At 43.4% G+C, this 25,240-nt stretch carries 28 protein-coding genes; 9 read left to right on the top strand and 19 right to left on the bottom strand.

What is annotated here, in order from left to right:
- Positions 1-139: 139 nt before the first annotated feature.
- From K370_RS11170 to rpoE, 14 genes are all read right to left on the bottom strand, one after another.
- Positions 140-946 carry a tRNA threonylcarbamoyladenosine dehydratase gene (locus K370_RS11170; RefSeq protein ID WP_047541588.1) on the bottom strand — a complete coding sequence of 269 codons (807 nt, stop codon included), beginning with the start codon at positions 944-946 and terminating at the stop codon, positions 140-142.
- Positions 943-1,320: a holo-ACP synthase gene (gene acpS / locus K370_RS11165; protein ID WP_047541586.1), complete on the bottom strand. Its 378-nt coding sequence runs from the start codon at positions 1,318-1,320 to the stop codon at positions 943-945. Before acpS ends, K370_RS11170 begins: the two co-directional genes overlap by 4 nt.
- A gap of 6 nt (positions 1,321-1,326) precedes the next feature.
- Positions 1,327-2,055: a pyridoxine 5'-phosphate synthase gene (gene pdxJ / locus K370_RS11160; protein WP_047541584.1), complete on the bottom strand. Its 729-nt coding sequence runs from the start codon at positions 2,053-2,055 to the stop codon at positions 1,327-1,329.
- 35 nt (positions 2,056-2,090) lie between these two features.
- Positions 2,091-2,867, bottom strand: coding sequence for a DNA repair protein RecO (gene recO / locus K370_RS11155; protein ID WP_047541582.1), 777 nt, complete (start codon positions 2,865-2,867; stop codon positions 2,091-2,093).
- 2 nt (positions 2,868-2,869) lie between these two features.
- On the bottom strand, positions 2,870-3,334 hold the full coding sequence (locus tag K370_RS11150; protein WP_047541580.1) for a hypothetical protein: 465 nt from the start codon (positions 3,332-3,334) through the stop codon (positions 2,870-2,872).
- 67 nt (positions 3,335-3,401) lie between these two features.
- Entirely contained in the window at positions 3,402-4,298 is an 897-nt protein-coding gene (gene era, locus K370_RS11145; RefSeq protein ID WP_047541578.1) for a GTPase Era, read from the bottom strand.
- A 22-nt stretch (positions 4,299-4,320) separates the two neighbouring features.
- A complete protein-coding gene (gene rnc, locus K370_RS11140) occupies positions 4,321-4,998 on the bottom strand; it encodes a ribonuclease III (protein ID WP_047541576.1) in 678 nt (225 codons plus the stop codon).
- Between the two features lie 23 nt (positions 4,999-5,021).
- Positions 5,022-5,363 (bottom strand): DUF4845 domain-containing protein, encoded by a 342-nt coding sequence (locus K370_RS11135; RefSeq protein ID WP_047541574.1) that lies wholly within the window; start codon positions 5,361-5,363, stop codon positions 5,022-5,024.
- A 53-nt stretch (positions 5,364-5,416) separates the two neighbouring features.
- A complete protein-coding gene (gene lepB, locus K370_RS11130) occupies positions 5,417-6,217 on the bottom strand; it encodes a signal peptidase I (protein ID WP_047541572.1) in 801 nt (266 codons plus the stop codon).
- 33 nt (positions 6,218-6,250) lie between these two features.
- Positions 6,251-8,044, bottom strand: coding sequence for a translation elongation factor 4 (gene lepA / locus K370_RS11125; protein ID WP_047541570.1), 1,794 nt, complete (start codon positions 8,042-8,044; stop codon positions 6,251-6,253).
- Positions 8,045-8,282: 238 nt separating this feature from the next.
- Complete coding sequence (locus K370_RS11120; protein ID WP_047541568.1) at positions 8,283-9,728, bottom strand: DegQ family serine endoprotease; 1,446 nt, start codon at positions 9,726-9,728, stop codon at positions 8,283-8,285.
- 134 nt (positions 9,729-9,862) lie between these two features.
- The gene (locus K370_RS11115) at positions 9,863-10,861 is read right to left on the bottom strand and encodes a MucB/RseB C-terminal domain-containing protein (protein WP_047541567.1); all 999 of its coding nucleotides are present in this window, start codon (positions 10,859-10,861) and stop codon (positions 9,863-9,865) included.
- A 5-nt stretch (positions 10,862-10,866) separates the two neighbouring features.
- Entirely contained in the window at positions 10,867-11,352 is a 486-nt protein-coding gene (locus tag K370_RS11110) for a sigma-E factor negative regulatory protein (protein ID WP_047541565.1), read from the bottom strand.
- A 129-nt stretch (positions 11,353-11,481) separates the two neighbouring features.
- Entirely contained in the window at positions 11,482-12,237 is a 756-nt protein-coding gene (rpoE, locus tag K370_RS11105; RefSeq protein ID WP_047541564.1) for an RNA polymerase sigma factor RpoE, read from the bottom strand.
- A gap of 188 nt (positions 12,238-12,425) precedes the next feature.
- Here rpoE and nadB point away from each other — a divergent pair, with 188 nt between their 5' ends.
- The 3 genes from nadB (at position 12,426) to K370_RS11090 (ending at position 15,109) form a co-directional block, all read left to right on the top strand.
- Positions 12,426-14,057 (top strand): L-aspartate oxidase, encoded by a 1,632-nt coding sequence (gene nadB, locus K370_RS11100; protein WP_047541562.1) that lies wholly within the window; start codon positions 12,426-12,428, stop codon positions 14,055-14,057.
- Between the two features lie 5 nt (positions 14,058-14,062).
- Complete coding sequence (locus K370_RS11095; RefSeq protein ID WP_047541560.1) at positions 14,063-14,536, top strand: thermonuclease family protein; 474 nt, start codon at positions 14,063-14,065, stop codon at positions 14,534-14,536.
- 93 nt (positions 14,537-14,629) lie between these two features.
- A complete protein-coding gene (locus K370_RS11090) occupies positions 14,630-15,109 on the top strand; it encodes an FKBP-type peptidyl-prolyl cis-trans isomerase (protein WP_047541559.1) in 480 nt (159 codons plus the stop codon).
- Positions 15,110-15,268: 159 nt separating this feature from the next.
- Here the strand turns inward: K370_RS11090 and mutS are convergent, their stop codons facing one another.
- Positions 15,269-17,821, bottom strand: coding sequence for a DNA mismatch repair protein MutS (gene mutS, locus K370_RS11085; RefSeq protein ID WP_052185244.1), 2,553 nt, complete (start codon positions 17,819-17,821; stop codon positions 15,269-15,271).
- Positions 17,822-18,113: 292 nt separating this feature from the next.
- Here mutS and K370_RS11080 point away from each other — a divergent pair, with 292 nt between their 5' ends.
- A complete protein-coding gene (locus K370_RS11080) occupies positions 18,114-18,320 on the top strand; it encodes a hypothetical protein (protein ID WP_047541556.1) in 207 nt (68 codons plus the stop codon).
- A gap of 64 nt (positions 18,321-18,384) precedes the next feature.
- Here K370_RS11080 and K370_RS11075 read toward each other — a convergent pair whose 3' ends face one another.
- Positions 18,385-19,194, bottom strand: coding sequence for an inositol monophosphatase family protein (locus tag K370_RS11075; RefSeq protein ID WP_047541554.1), 810 nt, complete (start codon positions 19,192-19,194; stop codon positions 18,385-18,387).
- A 76-nt stretch (positions 19,195-19,270) separates the two neighbouring features.
- Between K370_RS11075 and K370_RS11070 the strand changes: the two genes are divergently transcribed.
- Both K370_RS11070 and K370_RS11065 read left to right on the top strand, forming a co-directional pair.
- Entirely contained in the window at positions 19,271-20,011 is a 741-nt protein-coding gene (locus K370_RS11070; RefSeq protein ID WP_047541997.1) for an RNA methyltransferase, read from the top strand.
- Between the two features lie 17 nt (positions 20,012-20,028).
- The gene (locus K370_RS11065; protein WP_047541553.1) at positions 20,029-20,424 is read left to right on the top strand and encodes a hypothetical protein; all 396 of its coding nucleotides are present in this window, start codon (positions 20,029-20,031) and stop codon (positions 20,422-20,424) included.
- Between the two features lie 67 nt (positions 20,425-20,491).
- On the opposite strand, the gene K370_RS12140 is transcribed toward K370_RS11065, so the two are convergent.
- The 3 genes from K370_RS12140 to K370_RS11055 all read right to left on the bottom strand — a co-directional run bounded on the left by K370_RS12140 (position 20,492) and on the right by K370_RS11055 (position 22,342).
- Positions 20,492-20,857, bottom strand: coding sequence for an REP-associated tyrosine transposase (locus tag K370_RS12140; protein ID WP_081977204.1), 366 nt, complete (start codon positions 20,855-20,857; stop codon positions 20,492-20,494).
- 131 nt (positions 20,858-20,988) lie between these two features.
- Positions 20,989-21,402, bottom strand: coding sequence for a hypothetical protein (locus K370_RS11060; RefSeq protein ID WP_160255844.1), 414 nt, complete (start codon positions 21,400-21,402; stop codon positions 20,989-20,991).
- Positions 21,403-21,436: 34 nt separating this feature from the next.
- Positions 21,437-22,342 carry a peptidase domain-containing ABC transporter gene (locus K370_RS11055; RefSeq protein WP_235272738.1) on the bottom strand — a complete coding sequence of 302 codons (906 nt, stop codon included), beginning with the start codon at positions 22,340-22,342 and terminating at the stop codon, positions 21,437-21,439.
- Between the two features lie 255 nt (positions 22,343-22,597).
- Between K370_RS11055 and cysE the strand changes: the two genes are divergently transcribed.
- From cysE to K370_RS11040, 3 genes are all read left to right on the top strand, one after another.
- The gene (gene cysE / locus K370_RS11050; protein WP_047541548.1) at positions 22,598-23,347 is read left to right on the top strand and encodes a serine O-acetyltransferase; all 750 of its coding nucleotides are present in this window, start codon (positions 22,598-22,600) and stop codon (positions 23,345-23,347) included.
- Between the two features lie 128 nt (positions 23,348-23,475).
- Positions 23,476-24,006 carry a Fe-S cluster assembly transcription factor gene (locus K370_RS11045; protein WP_047541547.1) on the top strand — a complete coding sequence of 177 codons (531 nt, stop codon included), beginning with the start codon at positions 23,476-23,478 and terminating at the stop codon, positions 24,004-24,006.
- A gap of 17 nt (positions 24,007-24,023) precedes the next feature.
- On the top strand, positions 24,024-25,169 hold the full coding sequence (locus tag K370_RS11040; RefSeq protein ID WP_047541545.1) for a cysteine desulfurase family protein: 1,146 nt from the start codon (positions 24,024-24,026) through the stop codon (positions 25,167-25,169).
- Positions 25,170-25,240 lie beyond the last annotated feature (71 nt).

Below are 25,240 nucleotides of genomic sequence, written 5' to 3'. Positions count from 1 at the left end.
GAAACCTGCACGTTTGGCCGATAAGCTATGTTTATTTTTAGGCAATTGTCAGCGCAATATTTAACGCCTGCATTGCACAGAGATATTAGTCACTATTAAGTGACTATTTTTTACACAACGACATTTAAATCAAAGTAGATTAAAGCAGGACTTTTTTGATTGCTGATTGTGCAGCGGCAAATCCAAATGGTGCGGTAACGCAAACGCTTGAACCATAACCCGCACAATTTAATCCGGTGATTGAAGTAGAGTCGATTTCACACACACCTTCTATTCCAGATGTATTTGCTTTGCTTGAATCGGGCTTAATGACTTGTTCATCAGAAAAAACACAATCAATGCCAAATTTTGCAGATTTTTTAGTATTAGTTGCTTTAGGAAAACCATGATCACGTCGCAATTGATTACGCACTTTGGATAAAAGCCTATCGCCTGTTACCTGCGCTAAATCTGCCACCTGAATACGTGTTGGGTCAAGTCGCCCGCCTGCGCTTCCGGCCATGATAAGTGGTGTTTGCTTGCGCTTACAAAAATCTGCCAAAGCGACTTTAGCCTGCGCGTCGTCAATACAATCCACTATTACGTCACATTCAAAGCTCAATATTGTTGTAATATTTTGAGGCGTAATAAAATCTTCAATTTCGCGTACAACACAAAGTGGACTGATCGTTAAAATACGTTCCCGCATCGCGCTGACTTTCGCTTTACCAAATGCGCCGTCCACTGCATGTAATTGGCGATTCACGTTACTCTCCGCGATATTATCCAAGTCAATCAGTGTAATTGCCCCCACCGCATTGCGTGCCAGCGCTTCGGCGGCCCAACTTCCTACGCCGCCAATACCAACCACAACAACATGCGCGGCATTGAGTTTTTTTAACCCTGTTTCGCCATACAGTCGCTTTACGCCACCAAAACGGCGCTCAAAATCCAATTCGTCTGTCATGTTTCCAGTATGACGAAAGCTGCCGCCAGGTTCTTTTCATCACTGATACTGATATGCGTTTGCGTGATATTTTTGGCTAACAACAGTGCCTCTAACTCTGCCGCTAAAACCAATATTGGTTTACCTAAAGCATCATGCGAAACCGCGATATTCTGAAAAGTGGCTGGTGCACGTAAACCTGTGCCAAGCGCTTTTGAAAAAGCCTCTTTTGCTGCAAATCGTTTAGCCAGAAAGCGCGGCTTTATTTGCGATTTCTGATAACTCGAAAACTCACTATCCGCCAGTATTCTTTTGGCAAAATCATCACCAAATTGTGCAATAGAAGCTTCGATTCGACTCACTTCTACAATGTCAGTACCGATTCCAAAAATCATCATCAACTACGCTGGCGCAGACTCTTTCATTAGCGATTTCATCTCAGCTACCGCATTATCCCAGCCCACGAAGATCGCATGCGCGACAATTGCATGACCAATATTAAGCTCTTCCAGCCCTTGTATTTCGGCAATCTCATGCACATTGTGATAGTGCAAACCATGACCTGCATTGACTACTAAACCCAGCTTTTTAGCATGTGCAACGGCCTGTTGAATGCGATTCAATTCCACTGCCTTTTCTGAATCGGTTTCTGCGTCTGCAAAAGTACCTGTATGTAACTCAATCACTGGCGCGCCCATTCTTTTAGCGGCGTCAATCTGTGCGATATCTGGACCAATAAAAAGCGAAACGCGAATGCCATGCGCGGCTAATTTTTCACAGGCGGCTTTTACTTTATCAAAATGCATCACCACATCCAGCCCACCTTCTGTGGTGCGCTCTTCACGACGCTCTGGTACCAGACAAACATCTTGCGGTTTCACTTGGCACGCGATACCGATCATTTCATCGGTCACGGCTACTTCTAAATTCATCTTGGTTTGCAGCAAAGGTCGTAGCGCAAAGATATCGGCATCTTGCATATGGCGACGATCTTCACGCAAATGTAGCGTAATGCTATCTGCCCCAGCTTGCTCTGCCCGCAATGCCGCTTGCACCACGCTGGGATATTTAGTGCCACGCGCCTGGCGAATCGTTGCGACGTGGTCGATGTTGACACCTAATTTAATCATTTTTTAATTTCTATTATCAAATCACAAAAAGTAACTTATAAACCTTGTAAATCAATCAGCAATTGTCTGGTGTGCAAGGGCTTGTCGCCTAAATAATGCGCCAACAAGTAGCGCATCAATTGTTTGCTCTGATTTTGCGTTTGGCTATCGGTGTAATCGTCATTGGCCATATTCAGCAACGTTGACCCGCTCAATTGTACGCCATTTTTGGTGGTACCAAGTTCACATGCGCCGTACTCTGCCTCATAGCGATAGCTTTTATCGACAGAAATCTCAACATCATTTTCATCAGTCAGCAAAGGTACGGCATAACCCATTTCCTGTAACAGTTTAAGCTCAAAGCGGCGCAAGGTAATGGCTAAGTTTTTACTATTATTCAGGCTTTGATTACTCACTGAATCTTGTTCACTGGCCAGCGTTTTAAGCGTGGCATCATAGTATTCAAACAAACTTTCATGTGCATCTTCGCGCGGCAACAGGCGCAACAAAAGCTCATTCATATAAAAGCCGCACATCAGCGCTTCGCCTTTAATCAACGTTAAACCAGCGTGCCAGTCTAAGCTATGTAAAGTTTTAAGCTCATTTTTACCAGACCATGCGCCTGAAAGCATTTGAAAGGATTGCAACATGCCACGCATGGCGGAATGTGGCCTGCGTGCACCTTTAGCGACTGCTGCAGTACGCCCAAACTGCTGGCTGAATAACTCCACCACCAAGCTGGTTTCTTTAAAAGGATAGGTATGCAGAACATACACCGGCTGATTTGCTACCCGATGATCGCTTAATTTTTGATTGTTTGATCCGACAGCCAAAGTTAACGTTCTAACTGACTCAAACTTTGTAAGACTTCATCTTCGGCTTTTTTAATCAATAGCGGCATTAGCATGTCGGTACCTGAGAATAGAATCATGGCGTATTGGATCGCGTCTTCTGCATGAATCGGCGTAAACTTACCAAATCCATAGCGAGAATTACGCATTAACTGCCAGCCACCTTTGGGTTCGGCGTATTCTGGCTTATCAAAGTAATGCTTAATGTCTTCTGTCGCCAAGCTTTTGAGCGGGTAATCACCATTATCGGCCAATATCACCCAACCCATTTCACCATCCTTGCCTGTATTTTTTAGCTGATATAAATACCAGTCATCATCTTCATACAGCAAATGAAAGACATTATTAATACTGCCGGTTTTGCGATTAATCGCGTAATAAATACCGGCGTCATCCAACTCAATCGGCTTGCCATAAATCGGCAGATTAAAAACATTGTGTTCAGACATCGTTTACAACCCAAATCTTATCGTTAACATTCAGTATTTTAATCAATATACTTTAAAGCTGTGTCAGCTAATAGCCTAGACTTTTTAGTGCCCTTTCGTCATCTGCCCAGCCACCTTTAACTTTCACCCAAGTTTCCAGATACACTTTGCTGCCAAATAATTTTTCCATATCCTGACGGGCTTCAGTGGAAATTTGTTTCATTTTCTCACCACTCTTACCGATTAACATCGGTTTTTGGCTATCTTTATCCACAATAATCGCGGCAAAAATACGGCGCAGATTTTTAACCGTTTCAAACTTTTCAATTTCCACTGTCACTGAATATGGAATCTCATCGCCTAATAATCTGAATATCTTCTCGCGAATGAGTTCCGCCGCCAAAAAGCGTTCGTTTTTATCGGTTAACTCATCCTCGCCATAAATCGCAGGCTGTTCAGGCAAGTATTGGCGCGTCGTTTCCAACAACTCATCTAAGTGTAGTGATTTCTTTGCGCTTACAGGAATAATGCCGACAAACGGATGCAACAAATCAAAGTCCTGAATCAACGGCAACAAATTATTTTTATCGCCCATCAAATCGGATTTATTCACGACCAATAGCACTGGCTTATCTTTTGGCAATAAACTCAATACCTTTTCGTCTGCCTCGCCGAGTTTCATTGGTTCAATGACAAACAGCACCACATCCACCTCGGTCAGCACTTGTGTCACGGTTTTATTCAAACCTTTATTGAGCGCATTTAAATGTTTCTGCTGAAAGCCAGGCGTGTCCACAAATAAAAACTGCGTATCGTCGGTGGTATGAATCCCCAATAAACGATGACGCGTGGTTTGAGCCTTGCGCGAGGTAATCGCTAATTTCATGCCTAAAATATGGTTAAGTAATGTCGATTTCCCAACATTAGGACGACCAACAATCGCGACTGTGCCGCATCTAAAGTTTTTGCCGGCTTCCTGTGTCATTGAGCGTCCAGTTTCATGTGTTTCATTTAGTGTTATCCAGTATTTTGTCTAGTGCAAGTTGGGCTGCTTGTTGTTCAGCATTGCGGCGGCTAGTGCCCTCACCCACGGTGTTAATATTTAATGCCTGTATATTGCAGGCAATTTTAAACGTTTGTGCATGCGCTTCGCCTTCAATTAACACCACATTGTAATCAGGCAAAGCTATTTTTTTTGCCTGTAGATACTCCTGCAACTGTGATTTAGCATCTTTATCAATTATTTTGGGATCAATCTGACTTATTTTTTCGCTAAACAGCTGCAATACCAGCGCCTCTGCGGCAAGATGACCACCATCTATATAGACAGCTCCCACAATCGCTTCCAGTGCATCAGCCAGTATAGAGGGTCGCTTCCAGCCCGCGCTTTTCATTTCCCCTTCGCCCAGCTTAAGTGACTCACCAACATTCAGGCTAATGGCAATTTCGCAAAGAGTTGATTCTTTAACCAACTGCGCGCGTAAACGGCTTAAATCGCCTTCTGGCAGCTTGTTAAAACGATTATAGAGTTGATTAGCGATAATGAAATTAAGTGCGCCATCACCCAGAAACTCTAAACGCTCATTATTATTTGCCGAAAAACTGCGGTGCGTAAGCGCTTGCGCAAGCAAGGCTGCATTTTTAAACTGATAGCCCAAACGGCTGGCGAGACTATCCAATATCATAAATCGTATTTACAATAATAGTATTACTTAGCAGATGTCGCATGAAAATCCAGTAATGCACTCGCATTAGCCACAATAGGAACAACTACTTGATATTCAACAGAAACAACGCCATTGTTTACGACTAAATCAGAGCCTTTAACGACAGTAATATTATCTACTCGCGCTGATTTCTCGAACGCATCTGCAACTGCTTTTTTACTGGTTACATCTGCCGAACTAGCAGCTCTTTTAAGCGCATTCTTAACATTCATAAACTCTAAATATGCAGGCCCTACTTTCAAACCTAGCATACCTAGAAAAACAATGGCCGCAATCACGATGATCATGCCAATAAACGATCCGCCTTTTTGATTGTTATACATATTCACTCCTGCTTAAATTTGATGACGATTAATTGCAAGTTAATTAATAGAAGTTACTTAATTGAAGTACCAATTCTGCCAAACTGATCAAAATTAAACCAGATAAAAAAAGCTTTACCAACTAAATTATGTTCCGGCACAAAACCCCAAACACGGCTATCGGCACTATTATCACGGTTATCGCCCATTGCAAAATAATGGCCGGCTGGTACAGTCACGGCCTCGCCATTTTGTAGTTTTTCACCAAGTGAATCGGATGGGTATTGATTTGGAATATCATGAATCAAAATATCATGTTTCACGTCACCCAGTTGCTCTGATGATTGTTGTGCTGTCATGCTGTTTTCTTGCTCGCGGCCATCTGCCTCTTTAAAAGACATTTTATAATTGTAATTATCCGTAAACTTAACGTCTAATTTTTGCCCATTTATCGTCAGATGTTTGTCTTGATATTGAATCACATCCCCGGGCAAACCGACAACGCGCTTAATGTAGTCAATCGTCGGCTCTGGCGGATAATGGAAAACGAATACATCACCGCGCTTGGGCTGACTCATATTAATAAATGTATTATTCAGCACGGGCACACGCAAACCATAGGTAAATTTATTCACCAAAATGTAATCGCCCGCAAGCAAGGTGGGCATCATTGAGCCAGATGGAATTTTAAATGGCTCGACCAAGAATGAACGCAGTGTAAATACCAACAAAATAACCGGGAAAAAGCTTTTGCTGTATTCCACGTACCAAGGTTCAGCTTGATTGCCACGATTTTTACGCAACACCCAAATATCCAGTAGCCAGATCAATCCTGTCACCACCAAAATTGCAATCATAAACAAAGCAAAATACATGTGTTAATACCCTTTTTTATTTATCTTAAATTTTTACTTATCTTCGACTCTTAATATCGCTAAAAACGCCTCTTGTGGAATCTCTACGTTACCCACTTGTTTCATGCGTTTTTTGCCTTCTTTTTGCTTGTCTAGCAATTTACGCTTACGTGACACATCGCCGCCGTAACATTTTGCAATCACGTTTTTACGCATGGCTTTCACCGTTTCACGCGCAATAATATTAGCACCTATTGAAGCCTGAATCGCCACATCAAACATTTGGCGTGGGATCAGTTCGCGCATTTTCGCCGCTACTTCACGCCCTCTGTGGACACTGGTTGCACGATGAACAATCATGCTGAGCGCATCCACACGCTCGCTATTCACCATAATATCCAGTTTGACTAAATCAGCTGCACGGAACTCTAAAAACTCATAATCCATGGAGGCATAACCACGCGACACAGATTTCAATTTGTCAAAAAAGTCTAGAACCACTTCATTCAGCGGCATTTCATAACTGAGCATGACCTGTCTGCCCATATATTGCATATTTTTCTGTATGCCGCGCTTATTGTTGCAAAGCGTCATCACTGGCCCTACATAATCTTGCGGCATCAGCAAATTCACGTTAATCACTGGTTCGCGTGTTTCTTCTATGCGTGAAGGCTCAGGCAAACGTGATGGATTTTCAATTTGCATCACTGTGCCGTCTTTTAACAATAGCTCATACACCACGGTAGGCGCGGTGGTAATCAAATCCATATCGTACTCACGCTCTAAACGTTCTTGTACGATCTCCATATGCAGCAAGCCTAAAAAGCCGCATCTAAAACCAAAACCTAGCGCAGTAGAGTTTTCAGGTTCGAATAGCAAACTAGCATCATTCAAACTCAACTTCTCAAGCGCCGTTCTTAATGCTTCAAATTGATTCGATTCTACTGGATACAAACCGGCAAACACCTGCGGCTTTACTTCTTTAAAGCCAGCCAATGGCTCTGCCGCTGGCTTGGCTGCTAAGGTAACGGTATCGCCCACTTTGGCGCTGGCAAGTTCTTTAATACCAGCGATAATAAAGCCCACCTCGCCCGCAGACAGCGATGTTTTTTGCAAGGATTTTGGCGTAAAAACACCCACTTGTTCACACAGAAAATCGGCATGTGTCGCCATCAAGCGAATTTTATCTTTAGGTTTAAGCACGCCATCGATAACGCGCACCAACATCACCACGCCAACGTAGTTATCAAACCACGCATCAATCACCAGCGCTTTAAGTGGCTTAGTCACATCGCCTACCGGTGGCGGCACTTTTGCAACCACCGCCTCCAACACATCGCGCACACCCAAACCTGTTTTAGCTGAACACAGTACAGCGTCACTGGCATCAACGCCGATGACGTCTTCGATTTCCTGTTTCACACGTTCAGGATCAGCTGAGGGCAAATCAATTTTATTTAAAACTGCTGTGACTTCCACACCTAAATCTAACGCGGTATAACAGTTTGCAACACTTTGCGCCTCAACACCCTGGCTGGCATCAACCACCAACAATGCGCCTTCACAAGCAGAAAGCGAGCGTGATACTTCATAACTAAAATCCACATGGCCTGGCGTATCAATCAAATTAAGTTGATAAACCTCTCCGTCATCCGCCTTGTAGTGCAAAGCTGCAGTTTGCGCCTTAATGGTAATGCCACGTTCGCGCTCAATATCCATGCTGTCCAGCACTTGCGCTTCCATTTCACGGTCGGCCAAACCACCACAAAGATGGATAATTCGGTCGGCAAGCGTTGATTTGCCGTGATCAATATGGGCAATAATAGAGAAATTACGGATATTTTTCATGTTAACTTATGGATTTTACAAACAAATGGTCTTTGTAAAAAAAGACCCGCTTCAGAAACAAATTAAGACGCCTTAAGCGCCTTATTTCAACAAGCGTGATTTTACAGCAAATGCTTGATTAGGTTGTAATTAATTAAATACATTTTCATGCGCGTTATTAGCAAAAACTATGCAAGTCATAAAAAAACCCGCTATAAAACGGGTTTTTTTATGACTCTATTTCAAATTAAGTAAACGATTATTTTGTCACCTTAATCGGCACATATAAGGTGTTTTCACCGCGCAACACTAGCACGGCTACTGTTTTACCTGCTGCCACACTATTAATCTGTTTATTAAACTGCTCCACACTTTGACTTTCTGAGTTGTTTAAACCCAGAATGACGTCACCACGGCGAATACCTGCCTGTGCAGCCGCACCAATACTATCAACAACGACTAAGCCATTTTTACCATTTAGTTTTCTTTTTTGTTGTGGCGTTAACTCTTTTACGGTTAAGCCAATCTTGTTGGACTCCGCTTTTGCTGGTGCCTTACTTGGGGCAATAATCTCATTTGGATCCGTTGGCATTTCACCCACAGCAACATTCAAACTCCTCACTGTGCCTTTACGTAAAATTTCAACCGCTACTGCTTTACCTGGCTTGGCGGCACCGACAACACGTGGCAAGTCACTAGAAGTGACAATCGACTTACCATCGAACTTAGTAATCACATCGCCCGGCTCCAATCCGCCTTTTTCTGCCGGACCACCTTTTTCTACACCGGCAATCAATGCACCATTCGTATTCTTCATACCAAATGATTCTGACAGCTCTTTCGTTAACTCTTGTATGGCGACGCCCAACCAGCCACGCGTAATTTTGCCTGTAGATTTGAGCTGGTTGGAAATATCAATCGCCACGTCAATCGGAATACTAAAAGACAACCCAACAGAACCGCCAGAGCGGCTATAAATCTGAGAGTTAATACCAACCACTTCACCAGCCAGGTTAAACAAAGGTCCACCAGAGTTACCAGGATTAATCGCTACGTCAGTTTGGATGAACGGCACAAAATTCTCTTGCGGCAAAGCACGACCTTTGGCGCTGACAATACCTGCAGTCATGGTGTTTTCCAACCCAAAAGGTGAACCAATTGCCGCGACCCATTGCCCCACTTTAAGTGCAGAAGGATCACCGATAGTTACTTTTGGTAAGTTAGTTGCCTCAATTTTAATCAAAGCCACATCAGTTCGTTTATCGGCACCAATAATTTTGGCTTTAAATTCACGCTTATCGGACAACTTCACCAGCACTTCATCTGCCGCATTCACTACATGCGCATTGGTTAGAATATAGCCATCGCTGCTGATAATAAAGCCAGAACCTAACGAAGATGATTTATAGTCTTGTCCGCCAGGCGCGCCTTGGCCAGGAGGCATACCTGGAATACCGAATCGTTTAAAAAATTCCTGTATATTTTCGTCATCCGGCATGCCCGGAAAAGGCATACCAACATTACCACCGCCCTGCAGTACTTGTGTCACACTAATATTCACCACCTCCGCGCCATGTTTCTCGGCTAACTCGGTAAAATCCGGCAAATCTTTAGCCATCACTGCCTGACTCACACCACTGAACATAAGCGCACTTGCCAGCATTGTGATCGTTAAAGCTGTTGTAGAAATCCATTTTTTCAACATCTATTCTTCCTTACTTGACATCAATTGTTATGAAAATTTTACTTCTGTTTAAATAGCAAAAAACTGCTCATCTTAACCCCACACCAAAACCAGTCTGATTTAGCAAACTCTAGTGAATTAAATGACAGTTAAGATTACCTATTTGAAGCGGTCTGTTTTTTAAAGCTGACCGCTTTAGAAATCATTTGTACCGTTGCAAGAGGCACTTCGCCTACCACCACCACTTGATATCCATTAATAACATTAGCGCAGATATTGGTTGAACCAACCAATTTGTGGCCCGTTTTAGTTCGCGTACCTTTAACAATCGGTTCAATAAACAGCGAGACCGAAGCAATACCATCTGAGAAAATCATTTGATTAATTGGGGAAGCTTTACCGTTTACCATTAATTCAATATGGTCCACCTTGATATAACCAGGCGGTAGCTCGGCTACAATCCAATTGGTATGTACACGATTAAGTGATGCTGCATCCTCCATCACATAATTTTTGCTGGCATCGATTCTAGGTTGAAACCAGTTTAAATCGTGCGAATTAAGCATGTTCACTTCTTGAAAGGCAATTTGCTCCAGAGTTTCTGTCTTATCGTTCAGCAAAGTCATCTTAACCAGCAAGCCATATTCGGTATCTGTCCAGATTTTATAACTGTAGCGATAGGCATCTTTGGGAATTAATTCGATAATTTGCGCTTGGCGGCCCGCTACGTAATCCAACATACCAACACGGGCGATATAACTTAATTTAAGTGGTTGCAGATTGACTGGCAACATTGCAGGAAACAGATTTTGCCCGCGACGCTTTTCAATAATAATCTTGTCATTTTGGGGGTGAAAAATAACAATATCACTGCCCTGACTGAATACCTCTCGAGCCTGGCCGCTTTGTAGCCCGTTATCCAGCACCAGATTACGAGTTAACTCCTGTCCATTGTCATTCATATGGGTAATTTGAACAGAGCGCGCCTGATTACCGTTCTGGTAAATAAAAACACCCTGGTAATTAAGCTCGCGTGCGGCTAAAGCAGCTTTTTGTAAAACTAACCAAGCATCGTCTTCGGCTGCAAATGAATTTAAACTAAAACTGGCAAGTGTAAAACCGGAAAGTGTTAGTGCAAACGCAAGTCGAAACATAGTTACTACTGTCCTGCACTGTTAATATTAGCATTCACATTCTGGATATAATAAGCAGCCCCACTTGGCGCCGCAGCTTGATGCGCCGCGATATATTCAAGTGGTACGATTTGCGCCATCTCAACAGGCGCCATATCCTCAGAGCTGGTTAACTGTTGTTGTAACACCATCATTCCGACAAACATGACAGCAGCGACTGACGCTGCAATTGACCAGAACTGATTCGATTGAAATAGGGATTTTTTGCGTTCGATTTGATTATCTAGTGCTGCTTTAGGTGCCAAAACGGTAGGTTCCGCCTCTAATGCGCTCATCACGCGCGCACTAAAATCCGAACTTAAATAGCGATCACCTCGCATAGCATCACCAATCAAATGATAGTGTTGCCAACAGCTTTCCATTTCGCCGCCAGACTGAATGGATGTAATCAGATGTTCGGCACTCGCCACATCAAACTCGCCATCGATAAGCGCAGATAATTGATCTTTCATTTTTATAACCTCTAATACTTAAATATCTGAATAATTTAATTAAAGTAGTGTTTTTTCAATATCACTTAACCGTTAACTGCTTTACGCTTACATAATTACTTAAACTTAAAACTGATTATTTATTAACAATTACCAACGCTTGCCGTCCGGCGTATCTAACAAGGGCTTAAGCTTAACGGCGATTGTTTCACGCGCTCTAAATATGCGTGAGCGCACAGTACCGATTGGACACTGCATTAAGGTAGCAATCTCTTCATAGCTTAAGCCTTCTAACTCACGCAAAGTGATTGCGGTGCGCAACTCTTCTGGCAAGCTGGCCACTGTATCATTCACGGTTTGCGCAATCTCTTTGGTCATCAAAGCTGTTTCTGGTGTCTCCATGGTGCGCATTTCGTTGCCGTCTTCAAAGTTTTCCACATCTTCGATTTCAACATCTTGCAATACTTGCGGCCTGCGCCCCATTGAGACTAGGTAATTTTTAGCGGTATTAATACCGATACGATACAGCCAGGTATAAAAAGCACTATCGCCTCTAAAATTATGCAAAGCACGATACGCTTTAATAAACGACTCCTGCACGACATCCTCTACTTCAGCCTGATCGCGAATCATACGCGAAAGCAAACGACCGAGTTTGCGATGGTATTTTTCCACCAACAGTCCAAACGCTTTTTTATCGCCTTGCTGCGCACGCTCAACCAAGGCTTGGTCAAGCTCACGGTTACCCGCGCCAGCACTCGATATTGAGGCATTGCCGTTTGGCTTATCAGCCATTGATTGTCCACTCCCACTTTGATTCGTCTTGTAGGCGCTATTATACGCCTGCGGAGCGGGTTCGACGAAACTCGAACGGGACAATGCTTCAATTTTACTCGTTTGTAACATTTCTATCCTCCAGAATATCTAGTCACTTTATATTGTGTATATATTGCATGTTATATCGCTTTAAATCCTGCCATTCAGCACATTTTTTATATTGCTAGCTTATGATTAAAGACACAGATAAACTGCTATTAGTTCATTCGTTCACATGAGTTTTATGTATCAACATTTATATTTTACGAATTCGTTTTATGCCTCAACAATTTGATGTACTGATTATTGGTAGCGGCTTGGCTGGCCTTACCATGGCTTTGCAAGTAGCAGACCACAAACGCGTCTGCTTAGTCAGCAAGAGAGAAATGTCAGACAGCGCCAGCAGTTGGGCGCAAGGCGGCATTGCAGCAGTGCTTAATAGTGACGACACCATTGAAGAGCATATTCAGGACACATTGATTGCTGGCGCCGGATTATGCGACGCTGAAGTGACGCGCATGGTTGCAACGCAAGGCTTTGCCGCAATTGAATGGTTGATTAACCAAGGCGTTGAGTTCACGCGTGAGGCCGACAATAGCCATTTCCATCTAACGCGTGAAGGTGGGCACAGCCACAGGCGTGTGGTGCATGTGGCGGATGCGACCGGTCAAGCGGTACAAAAAACACTGACACAAAAAATTCGAGAGCACGCCAATATCACGCTATTCGAAAATCATATCGCTATTGATTTAATAACAGAAAAAAAGCTCAATAAGAACACAAAAAAAGATTCCGGCAAAGGCGATTCCTGTAAAGGCGCTTACGTGCTGGACAACAGTACTGGCAAGGTAATGACGATTGCGGCCCAGCAAACTGTTTTAGCAACAGGCGGTGCAGGCAAGGTTTACTTATATACCACTAACCCGGATGTCAGCACGGGTGACGGCATCGCTATGGCATGGCGCGCCGGCTGTCGTATTGCCAATATGGAATTCATTCAGTTTCACCCCACGTGTCTTTATCACCCGCATGCCAAATCTTTCTTGATCAGCGAAGTAGTGCGTGGCGAAGGCGGCTTGCTTAAATTACCGGATGGCACACGCTTTATGCCAGAGCACGACTCGCGCGAAGAGCTTGCGCCGCGAGATGTGGTGGCGCGCGCGATTGACTTTGAAATGAAAAAACGCGGTATAGATTGCGTGTATTTAGACATCTCACACAAACCTGCAGACTTTATTCAAGAGCACTTTCCTAACATTTATGCGCGCTGTCTAGAACTGGGCATTGACATTACCAAACAAGCTATTCCAGTGGTTCCTGCTGCACATTACAGCTGTGGGGGCGTGATGACTGACTCAACCGGTTCAACAGATATCGCTTGCCTGTACGCCATCGGCGAAACTGCCTGCACAGGCTTGCATGGTGCAAATCGGCTGGCAAGCAACTCATTATTAGAATGTTTGGTATTTGGTCAAGCCGCTGCGAAAGCTATATTAAACGCGCCAAAACAAGCAATTAGCTATTTGCCACATTGGGATGAAAGTCGTGTAACCGATGCGGATGAAGAGGTTCTAATTACGCATACTTGGAATGAGCTACGCCGTTTTATGTGGAATTACGTTGGCATAGTGCGCACCAATAAACGCTTAAGCCGTGCGCTCCACCGCATCCACATGCTGCGCGATGAAGTGCATGAGTTTTACAGCAATTTCAGAGTGAGCAACGATTTAATCGAGCTACGTAACTTATTACAAGTGGCTGAATTGATTGTAAAAAGTGCAATCGAACGACATGAAAGCCGTGGCCTGCATTACAGCAAAGACTATCCAGAGCTACTTGATGAAGCGATTCCTACCGTGCTGGAGCCCTCAAAATATTACAGCCTGCTAGACAGTAAACACGGTCATTAAGTTTTTTGCGTTTTCATCGATTTTTTATTTTTTGCCTAATTTTAGGTGTTAAGTTTAGCGCCCATGCTGCTGACTTAACGCCTAAAATCACTTACTTTTACGATGGCGACACCGTTAAGATAAAAGGCAATCTAAGCGAGTATAAGCTGCGATTAACCGATATTGACGCGCCAGAACGTAATCAAAGCTATGGCAAAACTGCGCGGCGAGCACTTATGCAATTGTGTAAAAATGCCGATGTACAGGTTTATATAACAGGTACAGACAAATATCAGCGCAACTTGGGAAAACTCATGTGTAACAATCAAGATGCCAGTATTTACATGCTTAAAAATGGCCATGCATGGTTTAACAGGCGCTACTCAATGGACTACACACTGGATGTCATTGAGCAAGAATCCCGTCGGCAAAAACTAGGATTATGGAAACGAGCAAACCCAATACCACCTTGGCAATGGCGCCAAAAACACCACTACTAAGCATTGATTACTAAGCAATTTAATCAAACAACTGTCACATTTTTAGATTAAAATACTAAACTTAGATAAATTTAAATCATTCAGGAAATAAACATGCAAGTCGCCATGAACACCGTTGTTACCATGACTTATGAACTTAAAAATGCCGATGGTCAAGTGCTGGAATCCAGCACTGAACCAGTTGCCTACTTACATGGCGGATATGACAATATATTCCCGAAAGTAGAAGAAGCCATGCACGGTAAAAACGTGGGCGATGTAGTGGAAGTCAGCCTGGAGCCTGTTGATGGCTTTGGTGAATACGATGAGGAGTTAGTACAAATCGAGCCAGCAAGCGCTTTCCCAGCTGCAGAACTTAAAGTAGGTATGCAATTTGAAGGTGAAGACGACACTGGTGAAGTGATTTTATACACGGTAACTGAAATCGCCGATGGCAAAGTAGTGGTTGATGGCAACCATCCTTGGGCTGGCGAACGTTTATTATTTACGGCCACAATTGCCGATGTGCGTACCGCTAATAAAGAAGAAGTAACGCATCAGCACGTACATGGTGCCGGTGGACATCATCACTAAAAACAGAGCCTATATTTAATTACCAGCATTGATGATGCGTAAATTGCACATCATCAATGCTGGCTCCCTGCTTCAGTCTTTTGTAAAAGAACCGTAGCTACAGCCCGCCTCAATTTCATCTGTATTCACCGATTGACTTAAAAATCGCATTAACAATCTTTAAGTTAACTCTTTCAGTTTATACAATAGTTCCAATGCCATTTTAGGCGTTAAATCATCCGGCTGAATTGAATCCATCGCTTCAATCAAAGGATGTGCCGGTAGAGGTTCTGGTTCTATAGCCGCTGTAAACATATCGGGCTGATGACTGTTTTGGGCAATTTGATTATTCTCTAACTGCGCAAGTTTACGCTTGGCTATCGACACGGCACTTTTAGGAATTCCCGCCAACTGCGCCACTTGTATGCCGTAACTCATGTGGGCCGCGCCCTCTTCAACTTTATGCATAAACACAATATTGTTACCGTGTTCCACTGCATCTAAATGCACATTCGCAGCCTGTTTTGCCTCATCTACAATGCGGGTTAACTCAAAATAATGCGTTGCAAATAAAGTATAGCTTTTATTTTTTTCTAATATCTGCTTCGCCACCGCCCACGCCAAGCTTAAACCATCAAACGTGCTGGTACCGCGACCTATTTCATCCAGCAACACCAAGCTTTTATCTGTCGCATGATGCAAAATATTAGCGGTTTCTGTCATTTCCACCATGAATGTCGACCTGCCGCCAGCCAAATCATCCGACGCACCAATTCTGGTGAAGATACGATCTATTTCGCCGATTTTAGCTGCATTTGCCGGCACAAAACTGCCACAATGCGCCAGTAAAACAATCAGTGCGGTTTGGCGCATAAATGTCGATTTACCACCCATATTTGGGCCAGTAATCAATAATAATTGCCGATAAGGATTCAACTGCACATCGTTACTAATAAACGGCTGGCTGTTATTGGCAACAGAAATACTTTCAACTACCGGATGTCGCCCCGCTTGGATATTAATACCTGGCTCTTGGGTAAATTGTGGCTGCACATAATTTAAAGCCAGCGCGCGTTCGGCAAAACAACACAAAACATCCAAGCTGGCAACTGCGCCACTATTGGTTTGCAAAGCAGGTATAAATTCACCCAGCTTTTCAATGACTTGCTCATAAAGCATTTTTTCGCGTGCCAGCGCCCTGTCATTGGCACTTAACACTTTATCTTCGAAGGTTTTTAGTTCAGGCGTAATAAAGCGCTCTACGTTCTTCAGCGTTTGCCGACGGCGATATTCTGGTGGTGCGTTTTCGGCCTGCGCACGGCTTATCTCAATATAAAAGCCATGTACGCTGTTGTATTCTACTTTTAAATTGGTTAGACCAGTACGCGCTTTTTCAGCCGCTTCAAACTGCAGTAAAAAATCGCCATGATTCGTTTGGATGCTGCGCAATTCATCTAAATCCGCATCAAATCCGTCCGCAATTACGCCGCCTTCGCGCAGCAAAGATGAAGGCTCTGTTTTAATGGCTTGGTTTAACAGGTTAACTACCGCAATTGGTGCTTGTAGATTGGCGCCCAGCGTTTCCAAAAGCACCGCTTTGCTGGAAACTAATTGCTTTTGCAGCAAAGGCAATTGCAGCAAACTGACGCTTAAGCCAGATAAGTCGCGCGGGCGGGCAGTTTTTAGCGCAATGCGCGCGGTAATGCGTTCAATATCGCCAATGACTTTTAAATGATTTTGCAGCGGTTGATAGCTGGATGTATGAATCAACTCAGCCACAGCATCGTGCCGTTTAAGCACTAAGTTTTGATTGCGCAAGGGATGATGCAGCCAGTGCCGCAACAAGCGCGCACCCATGGCAGTTTTTGTGGTGTTCAGCAAAGAATATAGCGTTGGCGACGCTTCACCACGTAAAGTTTGATCGATTTCTAAATTGCGGCGTGTGGCCGAATCCAGCTGAATCGTATCGCTAATAGATTCAACGCTGATTGAATTGATATGCGGTAACGCAGCGCGCTGCGTGTGCTTTACATAATCCAGTAACGCACCTGCGGCGCTAATCGCAGGCTTTAAATCAGCACAGCCAAAACCGTTTAAATCCAAGGTATTCAGCTGTTTAGTCAAACCTGCGATAGCCGCTGCAAAATCAAACTGCCAAGCGCTTAAACGTTTTTTAGGTGCTTTGTGCTGATTAATCACCTCACTTTGCGCACCTGCCGGCAAATGATCATCACATACAATTTCTGCTGGATTAATGCGTGCTAACTCTTGTGCTAATTGTCCGAGCGCTATTTCGCTTAATACAAAAGCGCCTGACGCTAGATTTAATTGCGCCAAGCCAATCAAACCTTCACCAAAACAAATACTTAATAGCACATTATTGCGTGTTTCATCTAACAGAGCACTATCAGTCAAAGTGCCGGGCGTGAGCAAGCGCGTCACTTTTCGCTCAACGGGGCCTTTAGATGTGGCTGGATCGCCAACCTGCTCACAAATAGCGACCGCTTCGCCCATCTTGGCCAGCTTCGCTAAATACTGCTCAGCCGCATGATACGGCACGCCAGCCATTTTAATCGGCTCACCATTACTGCTGCCGCGACTAGTCAGCGTAATACCTAATATACGTGACGCTTTTTCAGCATCCTCAAAAAACAGCTCATAAAAATCTCCCATGCGATAAAACAGCAGCATATCGGGGTGTTGCGCTTTTAAACCCAAGTATTGACGCATCATTGGCGTGTGATTGGATGTTTGAGTTTCTGTACTGTCTGGAGTTGTCACAAAGGTGTGTTCTGGGTAATTGGCTGAGGGCTATTTTATAAACATTTTCGATGATTTGTTCAATTTATCGACACTAATTGTAAATATTTCATCATCAGGAATATGCAGTTAAAAAAATATTCAACCAAATCAGTCTATTAGATAAGTGTGATGCCTAAAGAAATCTGGCATAAGTTGTGCAGTTAATAGCTTAAACAAGTAGGCAGTTATTTATTTTTTAATCTAAACCTAAAGGACATGACAAATGATTAATAACCAATATGAGATGTATGCTCAGTTTTTAATTCGCTGCCGTGAGGTGATGGGGCCATTTGATGTTGAAAAATTAGCCACAGACGAAAACTATAAAGCCGATTTTTTTCAACGTGTTGCGTTAAGCGCAGACGATGAGCTATTTAATATGGCTTTTATTATTAACTGTAGCTTAAACGAAACCGATTCAGTGCACTAAATGTTATTCGATCAACAACTTAAGAAAACTGAACCGATGAAAACTAAACTTGAAAAAATGATTCTTAGGCAAACTGGGTTTTTTGCGCTGGTGTTAAGTGTGGGCTTAACACTTGCAGCATTTGAGAGAATACTTTCGGATTTGCTGCCACAATATTTCCGGTAGTCAGCCAACTTTCATTGCCTTCAAAATCACCGACAATGCCGCCAGCTTCTTGCACCAGCAAGCCGCCAGCAGCGATGTCCCATGCCGATAGATTCAGCTCAAAGAAACCATCAGTGTAGCCAGCCGCCACATAGGCCAAATCCAGCGCAGCAGAACCCGGGCGACGGATGCCGCTTGTACTTTTAATCATGTCTTGCAGCATCGCCATATAAGTGTCTAAATGCGTAAAATCTTTAAAGGGGAATCCTGTAGAAATCAGTGCTGTTTGCAGTTTGCTGCGATTAGCAACACGAATGCGTTTATCGTTTAAAAATGCACCGCGGCCTTTTGTCGCAGTAAACAAATCATTGCGCACTGGGTCATAAATGACCGCTTGTGTCAGCACACCTTTTTGCTGCAAGGCAATCGATACGCAGTATTGCGGAAAGTTATGCAAGAAGTTAGTTGTGCCATCCAGCGGATCAATAATCCAGATATTTTCAGATTCCTGATTGGTGTTACCGCTTTCTTCACCCAAAAACCCGTGGTCTGGATAAGCATATTTCAGTGTATCAATGATGGCCTGCTCTGCCCCGCGATCGACCTCACTCACAAAATCGTTAAAATCTTTACTTTGAATGGTAAGCGCACCAACGTCATTGGAAGCTTTGTTGATAATACGGCCAGCTTCGCGAGCGGCTTTTACTGCATTGATTAGCATTGGATGCATAACGAAATAATCTTTAGAAGAGCTGTTAAAATGCTATTTTAGCATCAATAGGCCTATACCCAAATTGTCCCAATCAATTATTCCCGCTACCATCTTCAACAACATTCGTATCGTACTTTGCCAAACCAGCCACCCTGGCAATATCGGCTCAGCGGCGCGCGCCATGAAAACGATGGGCTTGCAGCATTTGTATTTGGTTAAGCCCGACAAATTCCCCGATGCGCACGCTACAGCGTTATCAACAGGTGCGGCCGATTTACTTGAGCGCGCGATTGTGACTGAAACTTTAAGCGAAGCGTTGACAGACTGTGCGTTTGCAATTGGCATGAGCGCCCGAAAACGTTATTTATCGCATGAAACGGTTGGCGCACGCGTTGCCGCCATAGAGGCTAGCAAAATAGCCACTAACCAGCCAATTGCTTTTGTATTCGGCACGGAAATGAGCGGCTTAAGCAATGCAGAGCTGGATTGCTGCCAAATGCTGGCAATGATTCCAGCCAATCCTGAATACTCATCTTTAAACCTGGCCTCAGCGGTGCAAGTGATGTGCTATGAGCTACGCATGGCAATCTTAGAAGGCAAGATTGATGCAACAGAAGCGAATGAACTTGCCACCAATGACGCATTAGAAGGCTTTTACGCGCATTTAGAACAAACTCTTCTACATATCGGTTATTTAAACCCCGCCGCGCCTAAAAAATTAAGCGAACGTTTGCGTAGAATTTATGCTCGTGCAAGACTTGAAAAAGAAGAAGTGAATTTATTAAGAGGCGTTTTAACGCTGACGCAAGAGCCAAGAAAACATAATAAATATTAAGCGACCGAAAGACGACTATGGATATTTTGGGTTCAGAGCTGATTTGGGAGATTTTAAAACATACAAAATCTTGGCTTTCGAATTTAGGCCGCGCAAGTAAATTAAGAAAAGAACAGTCAGTTAAAGCATTAAGAGGTGTGATTAAAGCCTCCAGAGAAACAGCGGTTTATATTCGCCAGTTGCAAGAGACGGGAATACAAAACCATGAAACCGAAGCGCGTTTAGCCCTTAGCTGGACAGATTTAGGTTTCGAATTGCAGGATATTGGTATCACTAAATTGGCAAAACGCTGCCAAATTAAAGGTAAACACTGGGCAAATCCCAATCAGTATGATGACGATTTTTTACAGAAAGCAGATGTCAGCCTTGATCGCATGGAAAAAATGGCAAATGAGATTTTGCTAAAAATATAGCATTCACTGATTTATATATTCAAATAAGCTCGTGTAAGATGCACTCGCTTGCAGTGCGCAGTATCTATTAAATTAACCTGTATACATTAAATCCTTCTCTATACCGCCTTTGCCATATGCCACGCTCTCGTCTTTGTTTACGCACCTCACTTCGATATTCGTTTTTGCTTATGCTTTTTGAAAACAACATTTTGATGAGGCGCCATCGCGTTGCAAAATCACTATCGCCTTCTGGTAATTCCATCACACAATGCATATGGTCAGGCAACACCACCCAAGCGTGTATTTTGAAAGGACGGGTCTTTTTTACTGTTGAGATTGCCCGTTTCAAAGTATCAATGTGTCGTATAAGTAAATCGTTGTTGCTGCGTTGCAGGCAATTGACGGTAAAGAAGTAACTCCCTCCTGGGTGCCATGCACGACGATAATCCATACGTTCGTTTAGCTCACATTATTCATTCGGCGCACTGCAAGCGAGTGCGCCCTACGCGGGCTAAAGAAGCATTCCCAATTTCCTCTTTGTGGAGATATAAATCATCAAAAGTCGTTGTAATTTTTGCCATTTTATAACCCTTTACTTAGATGTAAACCTATTGCAAAAACATATCCAATCCCGCCGAACGCCACCACTTTAAGTAGCGTATAAAGATATCCAAATAACTTCTTACTTTTACTAATGTCGCTATTAATTTTTGTATAAAAATAATTGTCTGTAGCCGGAATACCAACCCTAACTCGATTATCTAAAAACTGTTTATCCTCTTTTGAATAAAAAATATTTTTACACCAACTAACTAAAAATACAGATGGAAATATTACATACCAGCTAATCCCTGAATATATGAAATATGTTTTATCACTTTTGTGAATGGGATGTAAGTAAAAGAAAACTGTCCAAAAAATAAAGAAAATAAAGAAATACCATCCCCAATGTATTTTTAGCACCATCGCGCAAGTTCTATTAATTCTATCTATCATAGCTTCATACCCCATTCACTATCATTCATGTATTTCACTCTTTAACTACGCTTTTAACTTCAGTTGAGTTATGATTTTTTGTTTCAATACCTTCAGATTTCCCCAACACCACCGCCTCATCCACCTGCAATCCCTTGGGCAGTTGATGCGTGATGAATAGAATAGTGACCTTACCTTTCAGCTTATTCACTGTCTGTGCAAAATGCTCTGCGGTTTGTTGATCAAGGTTGGATACCGCTTCATCAAATATCAATACTTTAGGCTGTTTGAGTAATGCTCTGGCAATGGCAATGCGTTGTTTCTGTCCGCCACTTAAGCCTGTGCCGTGTTCACCGACTGTGGTTTGGTAGCCTTGTGGTAGTTTCTCAATGGTTTGGTGTATCTCTGCCAGTTGGCAGGCTTGAATGATTTGTTCAAAGCTGGCGTGTGGGTTGGCTAAGATTAGGTTATCGTAAATGGTGCCGGAAAAGATGACGGTTTCTTGTGGTACTACACCAAAGTGGTTTCTGAGTTCATTCGCAGCGAGATAACGGATATCTTGACCGTTGAGTTTGATATTGCCTTGCTGTGGCTGATAGAAACCCAGTAACAGTTTAGCCAGCGTGCTTTTACCGCAGCCACTTGGGCCCATCACTAATACGCAATGCCCTGCCTGAATATTGAAGCTGAGGTTTTGATACAGCCAGGGTAAGTCATCGGCGTATTTAAAGCCGAGACTATCGACGGTGATATTGGTGGCTTGGTTGACGTTGGCTCTGGTGGGGATGAGTGTCATTGGTTCTGCTGGTGCATTCATGACATCACCTAGGCGTTTCACGGCGATATCGGCTTGTTGGAACTCTTGCCATAAACCGACTAAGCGTAATACAGGACCAGATAATCGACCTGAGAACATCTGGAAGGCGACTAGCATGCCAATGGTAAAGTTAGTGTTATGCATCACCAACCATGCATAAGCAAAAAGAAGGGCTATAGGCTTGTTGAATCTGAGATTTTATTTGCAGTAAAAAGCACATGATCATTATTATTTGTTTTATTAACCTAACTTAAGATAATAGGTTTGACTTTAAAAACAAGCAATATTTAGTTAACGTTAAATTAGCCATATATTCTATAAAAATTAAACCTACTAAATTAGTCAACAATTAACTTTTATGGCATAATACCGCTTTTAAAGTTCAGTCAAAAAAAATCGATGTTTAACCATCTTAAAGAAGACATTTCAATTGTTTTTGACCGCGACCCTGCGGCACGTACACATTTTGAAATTCTCACTACCTACCCTGGCGTGCATGCGTTAATTCTGCATCGCTTTAGCCACTGGCTTTGGAAAACTCGTCTTTATTGGCTTGGTCGCGCTTTTTCTCATATTGGGCGCTTTTTAACTGGCATTGAGATTCACCCAGGCGCAACCATTGGTAATCGCGTATTTATCGACCATGGCATGGGTGTAGTAATTGGCGAAACCGCCGTGATTGGTGATGACTGTACTTTGTATCATGGCGTAACATTGGGCGGCACCTCCTGGAACAAAGGCAAACGCCACCCAACATTAGAGCAAGGCGTGGTGATTGGGGCTGGTGCAAAGGTACTTGGCCCGATTACGATTGGTAAAAACGCTAAGATCGGCAGCAATGCAGTTGTTGTAAAAGATGTGCCAGAAAACGCCACTGCTGTGGGCATTCCTGCGCGTATTCTAGAAGAAGAAAAAGCCAAGAAACGTGATGAAACTGCGCAAAAAATTGGCTTTAGTGCATACGCCGTGGGCGATGTTAATAACGATACATTTAATCCTGAAGCTTTGACAAAGGCAATTCACAGCCTGCTTGACCACGCCGGCAAGCAAGATGCAGAGCTTGTAAGCCTTAAAAAGCAATTGGCCGCATTGTTGGATGCGAATGCCGATACTGAGTTAGGCGAAGCTTTTGCGTCCAAAAAACATTAAAAGTCCAGCAAAAATCGGCCTAATCTAAGCTGTGAACTTTAACGATTAATAATTGACTAAATTAGTAGGTTATTATACAATTCAGGCCACATTATCATGTTTAATCACGTTGCTTTAATACATAATTTATGAGACTCACTACTAAAGGTCGTTTTGCAGTGACCGCGATGTTAGACCTCGCTTTGAATGAATCCATTAACGGTAACGCGAAGCCTGTAACGTTAGCTGGCATTAGCGAGCGGCAAGCGATTTCACTTTCTTATTTAGAACAGTTATTTAGTCGCTTACGCCGCCAAGGCTTGGTAACAAGCGTGCGCGGCCCTGGCGGTGGATATCGCGTGGCTAAGGCACATAGCGATATTTCAGTCTCTAATATTATTACGGCGGTGGATGAGTTAATCGATGCAACGCAATGCGGCGGGCAAGAAAACTGCCGCGACACTGGTCGTTGCATGACGCATGATTTATGGGCGACCCTTAACGACAAGATATTAGATTACCTGTCAGGCGTAAGTTTAGCGGACATGGTAGAAACCCAGCGTCAAAATGACGAAGGTTCAGCAAGCAGCGAAGTACATTTTTCACCGCGTCATTTGCCGTCTAAATCATGCAATGGAACTGCGCGGATTGAACCCAAGTATGAAGAAACTTCTGCTTAACATCGGCATTTAAAACAATGGCGCACATTTTCTTTGATCATAACAGCACCACTGCTCTCAAGCCGGAAGTGCTTGAGAGCATGTTGCCGTTTTTGGTTGAGCAACACGGCAATGCGACTAGCCGCCATGCTTATGGCCGTACAGCGCGCGCAGCAATTGAGCATGCGCGTGAGCAAGTGGCAGACGCAGTAAACGCACACCCTAGCCAGGTAATATTTACGGCAAGTGGAACTGAAGCCAACAACTTTGCAGTACATGGCATCACGAGCAACTTATGTCATGGGCAAATATTAACCAGCGCAGTGGAGCATCCGTGCGTATCGCGCCCTGCACTTGCGATGCAATCACGCGGGTGGCGAGCAATTGATATCGCTGTCAATATCGATTGCAAACTAGACATGCATCACTTGCATAACTTGTTATTAACCCCCACTAATTTAGTATCGGTGATGCTGGCGAATAACGAAACCGGCGTGATACAAGATTTGGCTGCAGTCGCAGATTTGGCCATTCAGCACAAAGCTTTTGTACACACAGATGCAGTGCAAGGCTTAGGCAAAATTCCGGTTGATTTTGCCGGTTTAAATGTACATGCGATGACAGTATCCAGCCATAAAATTGGCGGGCCACTTGGTGCTGGCGCATTGATTTTGGATAAACGCCTGGATATTCAGCCTTTACTATATGGCGGAGGGCAAGAAAGAGGCTTGCGTAGCGGTACAGAAAATTTGGCAGCGATTGTTGGTTTTGGTGTTGCATGTGAATTAGCCATTAAGAATTTAAATGCGTTTGCAGCGCATACGCAAAGCCTGCGTGACTTTTGTGAAGCTGGGTTATTAAAACTGGGTGCTCATTTATTTGCTAACCATGCAAATCGTATTCCTAACACCAGCTTTTTCGCCTTCCCTAATATTGATGGCGAAACCTTGGTAATGGCACTAGATCGCAAAGGTTTTGCAGTCGCCAGCGGCTCCGCCTGCTCTAGCGACACTAAAGAACCCAGCCATGTATTACTGGCGATGGGCATAGATGCAGATTTGGCGCGTGGCGCTGTACGCGTGAGTTTTGGTCTAAGCAACACCATGGAGCAGATACAGCAATTTTTAGCTGCTCTTGGAAATGAATTGGCGCGATTAAGAAACTTGACCGCAATGTCCGCTTAAATTCTAGTAAATAATGACTTAAGTATTTAAAGAGTTAAGCGTTTAAAAAGTATTTAGATAATTTTTGAGAA

This window comes from Methylotenera versatilis 7, from assembly GCF_000799165.1.
In the GTDB taxonomy this organism is placed as follows: Bacteria; Pseudomonadota; Gammaproteobacteria; order Burkholderiales; family Methylophilaceae; genus Methylotenera_A; species Methylotenera_A versatilis_A.
The sequence above is the reverse complement of the archived record's forward strand: the minus strand, read 5'-3'. Positions and strand labels throughout refer to the sequence as shown.

Coding starts and splice junctions, on each gene's coding strand:
- acpS (WP_047541586.1), bottom strand. CDS start 1,320: ATGATTTTTGGAATCGGTACTGACATTGTAGAAGTGAGTCGAATCGAA.
- rnc (WP_047541576.1), bottom strand. CDS start 4,998: ATGATATTGGATAGTCTCGCCAGCCGTTTGGGCTATCAGTTTAAAAAT.
- cysE (WP_047541548.1), top strand. CDS start 22,598: ATGTTTAACCATCTTAAAGAAGACATTTCAATTGTTTTTGACCGCGAC.
- K370_RS11060 (WP_160255844.1), bottom strand. CDS start 21,402: ATGATAGATAGAATTAATAGAACTTGCGCGATGGTGCTAAAAATACAT.
- K370_RS11055 (WP_235272738.1), bottom strand. CDS start 22,342: ATGCATAACACTAACTTTACCATTGGCATGCTAGTCGCCTTCCAGATG.
- lepA (WP_047541570.1), bottom strand. CDS start 8,044: ATGAAAAATATCCGTAATTTCTCTATTATTGCCCATATTGATCACGGC.
- K370_RS11120 (WP_047541568.1), bottom strand. CDS start 9,728: ATGTTGAAAAAATGGATTTCTACAACAGCTTTAACGATCACAATGCTG.
- K370_RS11135 (WP_047541574.1), bottom strand. CDS start 5,363: ATGTATAACAATCAAAAAGGCGGATCGTTTATTGGCATGATCATCGTG.
- lepB (WP_047541572.1), bottom strand. CDS start 6,217: ATGTATTTTGCTTTGTTTATGATTGCAATTTTGGTGGTGACAGGATTG.
- K370_RS11110 (WP_047541565.1), bottom strand. CDS start 11,352: ATGAAAGATCAATTATCTGCGCTTATCGATGGCGAGTTTGATGTGGCG.
- K370_RS11170 (WP_047541588.1), bottom strand. CDS start 946: ATGACAGACGAATTGGATTTTGAGCGCCGTTTTGGTGGCGTAAAGCGA.
- K370_RS11065 (WP_047541553.1), top strand. CDS start 20,029: ATGGATATTTTGGGTTCAGAGCTGATTTGGGAGATTTTAAAACATACA.
- K370_RS11150 (WP_047541580.1), bottom strand. CDS start 3,334: ATGTCTGAACACAATGTTTTTAATCTGCCGATTTATGGCAAGCCGATT.
- era (WP_047541578.1), bottom strand. CDS start 4,298: ATGACACAGGAAGCCGGCAAAAACTTTAGATGCGGCACAGTCGCGATT.
- K370_RS11115 (WP_047541567.1), bottom strand. CDS start 10,861: ATGTTTCGACTTGCGTTTGCACTAACACTTTCCGGTTTTACACTTGCC.
- pdxJ (WP_047541584.1), bottom strand. CDS start 2,055: ATGATTAAATTAGGTGTCAACATCGACCACGTCGCAACGATTCGCCAG.
- nadB (WP_047541562.1), top strand. CDS start 12,426: ATGCCTCAACAATTTGATGTACTGATTATTGGTAGCGGCTTGGCTGGC.
- K370_RS12140 (WP_081977204.1), bottom strand. CDS start 20,857: ATGGATTATCGTCGTGCATGGCACCCAGGAGGGAGTTACTTCTTTACC.
- K370_RS11090 (WP_047541559.1), top strand. CDS start 14,630: ATGCAAGTCGCCATGAACACCGTTGTTACCATGACTTATGAACTTAAA.
- K370_RS11040 (WP_047541545.1), top strand. CDS start 24,024: ATGGCGCACATTTTCTTTGATCATAACAGCACCACTGCTCTCAAGCCG.
- mutS (WP_052185244.1), bottom strand. CDS start 17,821: ATGATGCGTCAATACTTGGGTTTAAAAGCGCAACACCCCGATATGCTG.
- K370_RS11045 (WP_047541547.1), top strand. CDS start 23,476: ATGAGACTCACTACTAAAGGTCGTTTTGCAGTGACCGCGATGTTAGAC.
- K370_RS11075 (WP_047541554.1), bottom strand. CDS start 19,194: ATGCATCCAATGCTAATCAATGCAGTAAAAGCCGCTCGCGAAGCTGGC.
- rpoE (WP_047541564.1), bottom strand. CDS start 12,237: ATGTTACAAACGAGTAAAATTGAAGCATTGTCCCGTTCGAGTTTCGTC.
- K370_RS11080 (WP_047541556.1), top strand. CDS start 18,114: ATGATTAATAACCAATATGAGATGTATGCTCAGTTTTTAATTCGCTGC.